This window comes from Butyricicoccus sp. AM32-19, from assembly GCF_003480365.1.
Taxonomy (GTDB): Bacteria; Bacillota; Clostridia; order Oscillospirales; family Butyricicoccaceae; genus Agathobaculum; species Agathobaculum butyriciproducens.
Map to the genome: position 1 here is coordinate 83,961 of NZ_QUIX01000002.1, position 6,435 is coordinate 90,395.

The following is a 6,435-nucleotide window of genomic DNA, read 5'->3' on the forward strand; positions in this document are numbered from 1 at the left end:
GTCTCCTTTTCTGTCTCTACGGCACCTGCTCCATCTCCGCATTTTCCTCCGGAACGGTACTGTCATCCACGGCCTCGGTGCCGATCTGCTCCTCGGCGTGGACGGTGAGGTACAGCACTGCCGCGCCGTTCTGCTCGGTGAGCGTTTCGCTGTGGCTCGTCACCATGCCGTCGATATCCGCGGCGGTCTCGCCCAGTGCGCGCGAGAGCATATCCACCCGCACGTCCTCGGCGGTGCGCGTCGTCGGCTCCCGCTCGTAGAATGTATACGTTTGTGTGACCAGCGCCACCGGCAGCACCACGCTGTCCGACAGCCAAAAATGTCTGGTCGTTATTATTTTATCACAAGTACCCCCTGCAATTCCACTGCCAATATAGAAATTTAACCGTTTATTTCCCATCACCAGTGCATATTGATGACGAATTTTACCCGTATACCGCTTTCTCTGCTCGGTGAGCGGCCGCGCTGCCCGAACCGTATGCGTGGTGTACGCCTGTACGGTGCCGTGCGCATGCGCTGTGCGGTACTTTCCGCCTTCGCGTGTCGGCTCCACCAGACCGCTGATGAGCGTATCACCGGTCTGCACGGCATCTCCTGCCTGCACCATTGGCTGTCCCTCGAGCGCACGCACCTGCGTTACCACACCGTCCCGCGTGGCCACCACCTTGGTGACCGCGTGCTCGTCCAGTACCTCCGGCGGGTCGGTACTGCCGTAGGCGACCACGGTCAGGCTGTTGCCCCGCAGATTGAGCGAAAAAAACGTGATATTCGGCTGCAGCTGCATCATCTTCCACCGTATCTGACGGGTGTTCAGCTTCTTGATGGGCATGCCGATATGCACCCCCATTTCGCTCAGCTGCTGCATGACAGCCATCTCATCTATCGCCGGTGCGATCTCGGTCTGTATCGCCCATACATGCGTGCCGAGCAGCCAGCACAGCGCCGCGGCGAATACGGCTCCGCCCCAGAGCGCCGTACGCGGACGCAGACGCGCCGCAAGGAACGGCAGACCGCGTTTCCGGAGAATATGCACGCGGCATCCCGTGCGTCCCATGTGCCGCCTGAGCGTTCGGAAATCCCGGATGGACAGGGTTGCGTGCAGCTCATTCCATGCCGTGCGGTCCATCTGCCGCAGCGTGATACCCTGCGCCGCGCACAGGTTGAGAAACCGCGTCAGGCTTGCGCCTGTCACGCGCACGCGCACCTGCCCGCAAGCCAGCAGCCACAGCCGCCCGATCATTCGCGCTCCTCCTTCCTCACTCGGTCGTAATGTATTCCACCGACGAGATCACGCCGATCACCGCCAGTTCGTCCATGGAAAGCGCCGTCAGCTCCAGGTCTGCACCCAGAATGCGTACCTCGCACCCGCGGCATCTGACGCGCAGGATGCTGTCGTCGTATTCCTGTATGCCGCAGTGGTTCTCCACGATCACCCGGCTGTCTCCGAGGATTTCCACGCGCGGGCGGTTTGGGTGGAGGTCCTCCATGAGTTCGGCGTATAAGTTATCTTTCAGCATATCGCGCCACCTTCATATCGCATTTTACCTTCTCCGTAGGGCAGGTATAACGGTATATGTTATGTATCAGCGTACTGAAACTTTCCTGCTTCTCATACACTGTTCCGAGGTGACGCTATGAAGCTGTTCTTATCGCTGGCTCTTTTTGCCGCGTTTTTGCTTTGCCCGACTGCCTGCGCGGATGGTGTCCGCGAGGGGCTTTCTTTAGCCGCAGCGCAGGCTTTACCGGCTTTATTTCCGTTTTTCGTTGTCAGCGGACTGCTTGTCCGCTGTGATACCGCGCGGCTGTCGCCGCTGCTGGCGAAGCCGCTTGCCCGCTTATACGGCCTGCCGCCCGAGGCTGCGCCTGCTCTGGTGCTCGGACTCATCGGCGGGTATCCGGTCGGCGCCGCGACCGCGTGTGCGCTGCTCTCCGAGGGTGTGCTATCCCGCGAAGCGGCAGAGCGCGTGAACCGCTTCTGCAACTGCGCCAGTCCTGGCTTCTGCATCGGACTGGTAGGGCTCGGCGTGTTCGGCTCTGCGCAGGCAGGCGCGATGCTGTACGGGATACATATCGTTTCGGCACTGATCGTCGGATTGTTTTTCGCGCGTACCCCGTTATCTGCCTTGTCGCAGCGTATCCATAACCGGAACCGCACCTCATTCCCCTCGATTTTCTGCGCGTCCGTACAGCAGGCAGCATCCACGGCGCTGACGGTAACAGCATTTCTGACCATGTTTTCCATCCTGCTGCGGCTGCTTTCGCCGGTTTTTGCACTTTTTCCATACGGAAACGTACTGGACGGCATGATCGAGCTGACTAACGGCTTAGACGAGCTGGCCGTGCTGCCGCTGCCGCGCAGAGCGCGGCTGACGCTTGCGTCCTTCCTGCTGGGATTTGGCGGACTGGCTGTGCAGTTTCAGGTGCGCGCCCTCGCGGAAGCACACGATTTGCCGGTTCACGGCCTGTTTGCCGCAAAGCTGCTGCACGGTACGCTCGCAGCTGTGCTGACGGCTTTCCTGTTTTCCCTCTCGCCTGCCGTGCTGACGGTTTCCTCACCGGAGCTGACACCGATATCGGTACGGTTCCGGTATACGCTTGCTGTGCTGTTCGTTTCTGCTTTGTATCCAATTTGGGGGTGGAAAAAGCGCAGGAAATGATATATAATATTTTATATACGTCCTGTATTGACCGACACCACTCGACAGGACACTTTTACCACTGATTTTAACCGATTGGAGTGACCCTACGCATGAGGCTCAAAAAGCTGCTGCGAAAAAATATAGAACCGCGCTGTACCTACTGCGCGCACGGCTCTCCGCTGGCGGACGGCGAACGCATTGCCTGCCGCAAACGCGGTGTGGTAAACGGCACCGATCACTGCCGTTCCTTCCGCTACGATCCGCTGCGGCGCACCCCGCCCAAGCCGGCGGTTCTGCGCGGGCACTTCACCGATGCCGATTTTTCTTTAGGAGATACCGATGAAGAGCAATAATTTCAAAAACCGTCTTACCGCACTGGCGCTGTGCTTTACGCTGCTGCTCGGTGCGGCGCCGATCACCCGCGCCTATGCCGTAAATGACGAGAGCGATACCTCATCGAGCCAGTCGGATTCCGACAGCTCGGACACCTCGTCCACCGATTCGGGCAGCAAGGATTCCAAGGACACCAAGGACATGACCGCCGACAATGACAAGGATGTTATCGCAGCGGCAAGCGAAGCGCCGGCCGTAACGGCTACCGCCGCCCTGCTCATCAGCCCGGATTCCGACATGGTGCTGTATGAGAAAAATGCGGACAAAAAGCGTTATCCGGCGTCCACGACCAAAATTATGACCGCGCTGCTGACGCTTGAGAATGTCAAGGATCTGAACGAGACCGTCACGGCCGAACAGGGCGACTTCACCAAGGTTACAGCAGACAGCTCGAACGCAGACATCAAGGTCGGTGAGACCGTGCGCGTCATCGACCTGCTGTATGCGCTTATGCTGCCCTCCGCAAACGAGGCGGCGTACATGCTCGCGCGCCATGTCGGCGGCACGAGCGAGCACTTTGTGGACATGATGAACACCCGCGCTGAGGAGCTTGGCTGCACCGGAACGCATTTCTGCAACCCATGCGGCCTGCACGAAGAAGATCACTACACCACCGCCCGTGATCTGTACCTCATTGCCCGCGAGGCCATGAAGAACGACACGTTCACCAACATTATCGACACCGTGCAGTACCGCATGCCCAAGACCAACATGCACGAGGAACGCATCATCTTCACCACCAACCAGCTCATCTTCAGCTCGTTCAACCCGTGGTCATACCCGTACAACAAGGGCATCAAAACCGGACACACCTCGCAGGCGGGCAACTGCTTTGTCGGCTACGCGGAGTACGGCGATGCCAAGCTGTATTCGGTCGTGCTCGGCAGTGCCGCCTCGTCCAAGGAGTACCCGACGGTAGCGGCCAGCTTCACGGATACCAAATCGCTGTATCAGTGGGGCTTCACCCATTTTAAGACCAAGACCGTTGCGAAAAAGGGTGACACGCTCGCCCATGTCAAGGTAGACCTGTCCACGCAGACCGATCAGCTGGTGTTGACCGCGAAAACCGATCTGATGGCGCTGCTCCCTGCCGATGTAGAGACCGATTCGCTGGAAGCGACCCCCAATCTGCCGGAAGCCGTTGACGCACCCATCAAGGCCGGCGATGTGATCGGCAGCATGACATACAGCTGCAACGGCACGTCCTACGGCACGGTCGAGCTGGTCGCGCTCAGCGATGTGGAAATGAGCCGCGTGCTCTATTACTCGGACAAGCTGAGCCATTTCTTCCAGAGCACCGTATTCAAGATCGTGCTGATCGCAGCCGCAATCTTCATCGTGCTGTACATTCTGTTCAACATCACATTCGGCGGAATCCGGCGCCGCCGTCGCCGCAAGGCGATGCGCAAGCGCTACGATAACGATGATTATCCTCGCAGACACCGCCGATAAACAATCGCATACCGGCGGTTCAGCGAACTGCAAATACAGAGGCGGACCCATGTGTCCGCCTTTCATCTTCCCCCCCAAAAAAATCATACGTCAAAAGGAGCCTTTTTCCATGCAAATCATCGCAGACCTGCATACCCACACCAATGTAACCGACCACGCGTTCAGCACGCTCACCGAAATGGTGCAGGCGGCCGAGGACCGCGGTCTTGCGGCTATCGCCATCACCAACCACGGCCCCACCAATCCGGACGGCCCGCACGAGTGGCATTTCTCCAACCTGGACCTTATCCCGCGCAAGATCGGCAAGGTAACGGTCATTCGCGGCATTGAATTCGACATCACCGCTCCGGCAGGCGGCATCAATGTCATTTCCAACAAGAGTCTCAAGCCCATTGAGTTTGCGCTTGCGTCCTTCCACGAGTGCATGTTCCCGCCGGTGGACAGCAGCGTGCACACGGCGGCGCTCGAGGCCATCCTGTACAACCCGTATGTCAACGCATTCGGCCACCTCGGCAACTCCAACTTTCCGTTCGATCACGAGTACATCATCAGCCGCTGCAACGACCACGGCAAGATTGTCGAGATCAACAACGCATCTCTGTCCATCCGCAAGGGCAGCCATGACAACTGCATGGACATCGCCCGCCTGTGCATGAAGTACGAGGTGCCCATCTCGGTGGACAGCGACAGCCATATCTGCTACCGTGTCGGTCATGTAGAAGGCGCACTGGAGATGCTCGAGGAGATCGGTTTCCCGGAGGAGCTGATCATCAACAGCAGTGTGGAGCGACTGGATACCTATTTCAAGGGCCGCGGCCTGTATCTGTTCGACGAATAAGGAGGATTTGCGATGAGAATCGGTATTGATCTGGGCGGCACGACCGTTAAGGCGGCGCTCTGCGCCGAGGATGGCACGCTGCTGCTGAGGGACAGCCTTCCGACCCGGACCGGCAACGCAGCTGGCCTGAAAGCGGATATGAAAGCGCTGGCGCTCTCGCTGTGCAGGGCGCATGGCTGCGCGGTAGAGGACGTAACGACGATCGGCATCGGTGTGCCCGGCTCGTTTGACAAGGCGACCTGCACCCTGCGGTTCGGCACCAATCTGGGACTGAATAACGTCAGCTTTGCGGATGCGTTTTTGCCGGAGTTCGGCTGTTCGGTGCATCTGGATAACGACGCCAACTGCGCCGCGCTCGGCGAAGCGACTGCCGGTGCGGCCAAGGGCACGCGCAACATGCTGATGGTAACGCTCGGCACCGGCGTTGGCGGCGGCATCATCATTAACGGCCAGCTGTACACCGGCTGCAACGGCATTGCCGGTGAGATCGGGCACATGGTCATCAAGAAGGACGGCGAGCCGTGCAACTGCGGACGGCGCGGCTGTCTGGAGGCGTACTGCTCAGCGGCTTCGCTCGTGCGGTTTGCCGAGCGTGCGCTCGAGGACGGACGAAAGAGCGTGCTTGCCGTACACAAGGGGCAGCTGAACGCCAAGCAGATCTGCGACGCGGTGGACGCAGGAGATGCGCTCGCGCAGGAGCTGTTTGACGAATACTGCGGCAATCTGGCGAACGGTCTGGCGAGTTTTGTGAATCTGTTCCAGCCGGAGAGTATCGTGCTCGGCGGCGGACTGGCGGGCTATGGCGAAAAGCTGCTCGAGCCGCTGCGCATGCTCACTTTCCCACAGACCTTCCGCGGCGAGGACCGAAATACCGAGATTGTCTGTGCGTCGCTCGGCAATGACGCAGGTCTGGTGGGCGCAGCGATGCTTGCAGAGTAATCGCTTGCGAAGCGAACGAATCTTGCCTGCCCTGGGATATGACCTCGGCGCACCGTTTATATCCGGTCTGCATAATCTATCCCGTAGGGGTGGTCATTGGCCGCCCACATAACGACATACCATCTCGTTCATTCTCAATTATTTAACCGCTAACCGCATAGGAAAAGGGGGGAC

The 6,435-nt window shown here is 59.1% G+C and carries 7 protein-coding genes; 5 read left to right on the forward strand and 2 right to left on the reverse strand.

Translation table 11 applies throughout. From position 1 onward, the window contains the following. Positions 1–16 precede the first annotated feature (16 nt). Positions 17–1,240 (reverse strand): sporulation protein YqfD, encoded by a 1,224-nt coding sequence (locus DW806_RS02500; protein ID WP_118728992.1) that lies wholly within the window; start codon positions 1,238–1,240, stop codon positions 17–19. Positions 1,241–1,256: 16 nt separating this feature from the next. Beyond that, a complete protein-coding gene (locus tag DW806_RS02505) occupies positions 1,257–1,517 on the reverse strand; it encodes a YabP/YqfC family sporulation protein (protein WP_116705406.1) in 261 nt (86 codons plus the stop codon). 117 nt (positions 1,518–1,634) lie between these two features. On the opposite strand from DW806_RS02505, the gene DW806_RS02510 reads away from it, so the two are divergent. The 5 genes from DW806_RS02510 to DW806_RS02530 all read left to right on the forward strand — a co-directional run bounded on the left by DW806_RS02510 (position 1,635) and on the right by DW806_RS02530 (position 6,261). Beyond that, positions 1,635–2,657: a sporulation protein gene (locus tag DW806_RS02510; RefSeq protein WP_118728993.1), complete on the forward strand. Its 1,023-nt coding sequence runs from the start codon at positions 1,635–1,637 to the stop codon at positions 2,655–2,657. A 92-nt stretch (positions 2,658–2,749) separates the two neighbouring features. Further along, positions 2,750–2,992 carry a hypothetical protein gene (locus tag DW806_RS02515; RefSeq protein ID WP_110436314.1) on the forward strand — a complete coding sequence of 81 codons (243 nt, stop codon included), beginning with the start codon at positions 2,750–2,752 and terminating at the stop codon, positions 2,990–2,992. Beyond that, positions 2,979–4,484: a D-alanyl-D-alanine carboxypeptidase family protein gene (locus tag DW806_RS02520; protein WP_118728994.1), complete on the forward strand. Its 1,506-nt coding sequence runs from the start codon at positions 2,979–2,981 to the stop codon at positions 4,482–4,484. Before DW806_RS02515 ends, DW806_RS02520 begins: the two co-directional genes overlap by 14 nt. Before the next feature lie 109 nt (positions 4,485–4,593). Continuing rightward, complete coding sequence (locus DW806_RS02525; protein ID WP_118360312.1) at positions 4,594–5,322, forward strand: phosphatase; 729 nt, start codon at positions 4,594–4,596, stop codon at positions 5,320–5,322. A gap of 12 nt (positions 5,323–5,334) precedes the next feature. After that, positions 5,335–6,261 (forward strand): ROK family protein, encoded by a 927-nt coding sequence (locus DW806_RS02530; protein ID WP_118728996.1) that lies wholly within the window; start codon positions 5,335–5,337, stop codon positions 6,259–6,261. Positions 6,262–6,435: the final 174 nt, after the last annotated feature.

Excerpts from the sequence above, each read along its gene's own strand:
- DW806_RS02515 (WP_110436314.1), top strand. The coding sequence starts at position 2,750 with ATGAGGCTCAAAAAGCTGCTGCGAAAAAATATAGAACCGCGCTGTACC.
- DW806_RS02505 (WP_116705406.1), bottom strand. The coding sequence starts at position 1,517 with ATGCTGAAAGATAACTTATACGCCGAACTCATGGAGGACCTCCACCCA.
- DW806_RS02525 (WP_118360312.1), top strand. The coding sequence starts at position 4,594 with ATGCAAATCATCGCAGACCTGCATACCCACACCAATGTAACCGACCAC.
- DW806_RS02510 (WP_118728993.1), top strand. The coding sequence starts at position 1,635 with ATGAAGCTGTTCTTATCGCTGGCTCTTTTTGCCGCGTTTTTGCTTTGC.
- DW806_RS02530 (WP_118728996.1), top strand. The coding sequence starts at position 5,335 with ATGAGAATCGGTATTGATCTGGGCGGCACGACCGTTAAGGCGGCGCTC.
- DW806_RS02520 (WP_118728994.1), top strand. The coding sequence starts at position 2,979 with ATGAAGAGCAATAATTTCAAAAACCGTCTTACCGCACTGGCGCTGTGC.
- DW806_RS02500 (WP_118728992.1), bottom strand. The coding sequence starts at position 1,240 with ATGATCGGGCGGCTGTGGCTGCTGGCTTGCGGGCAGGTGCGCGTGCGC.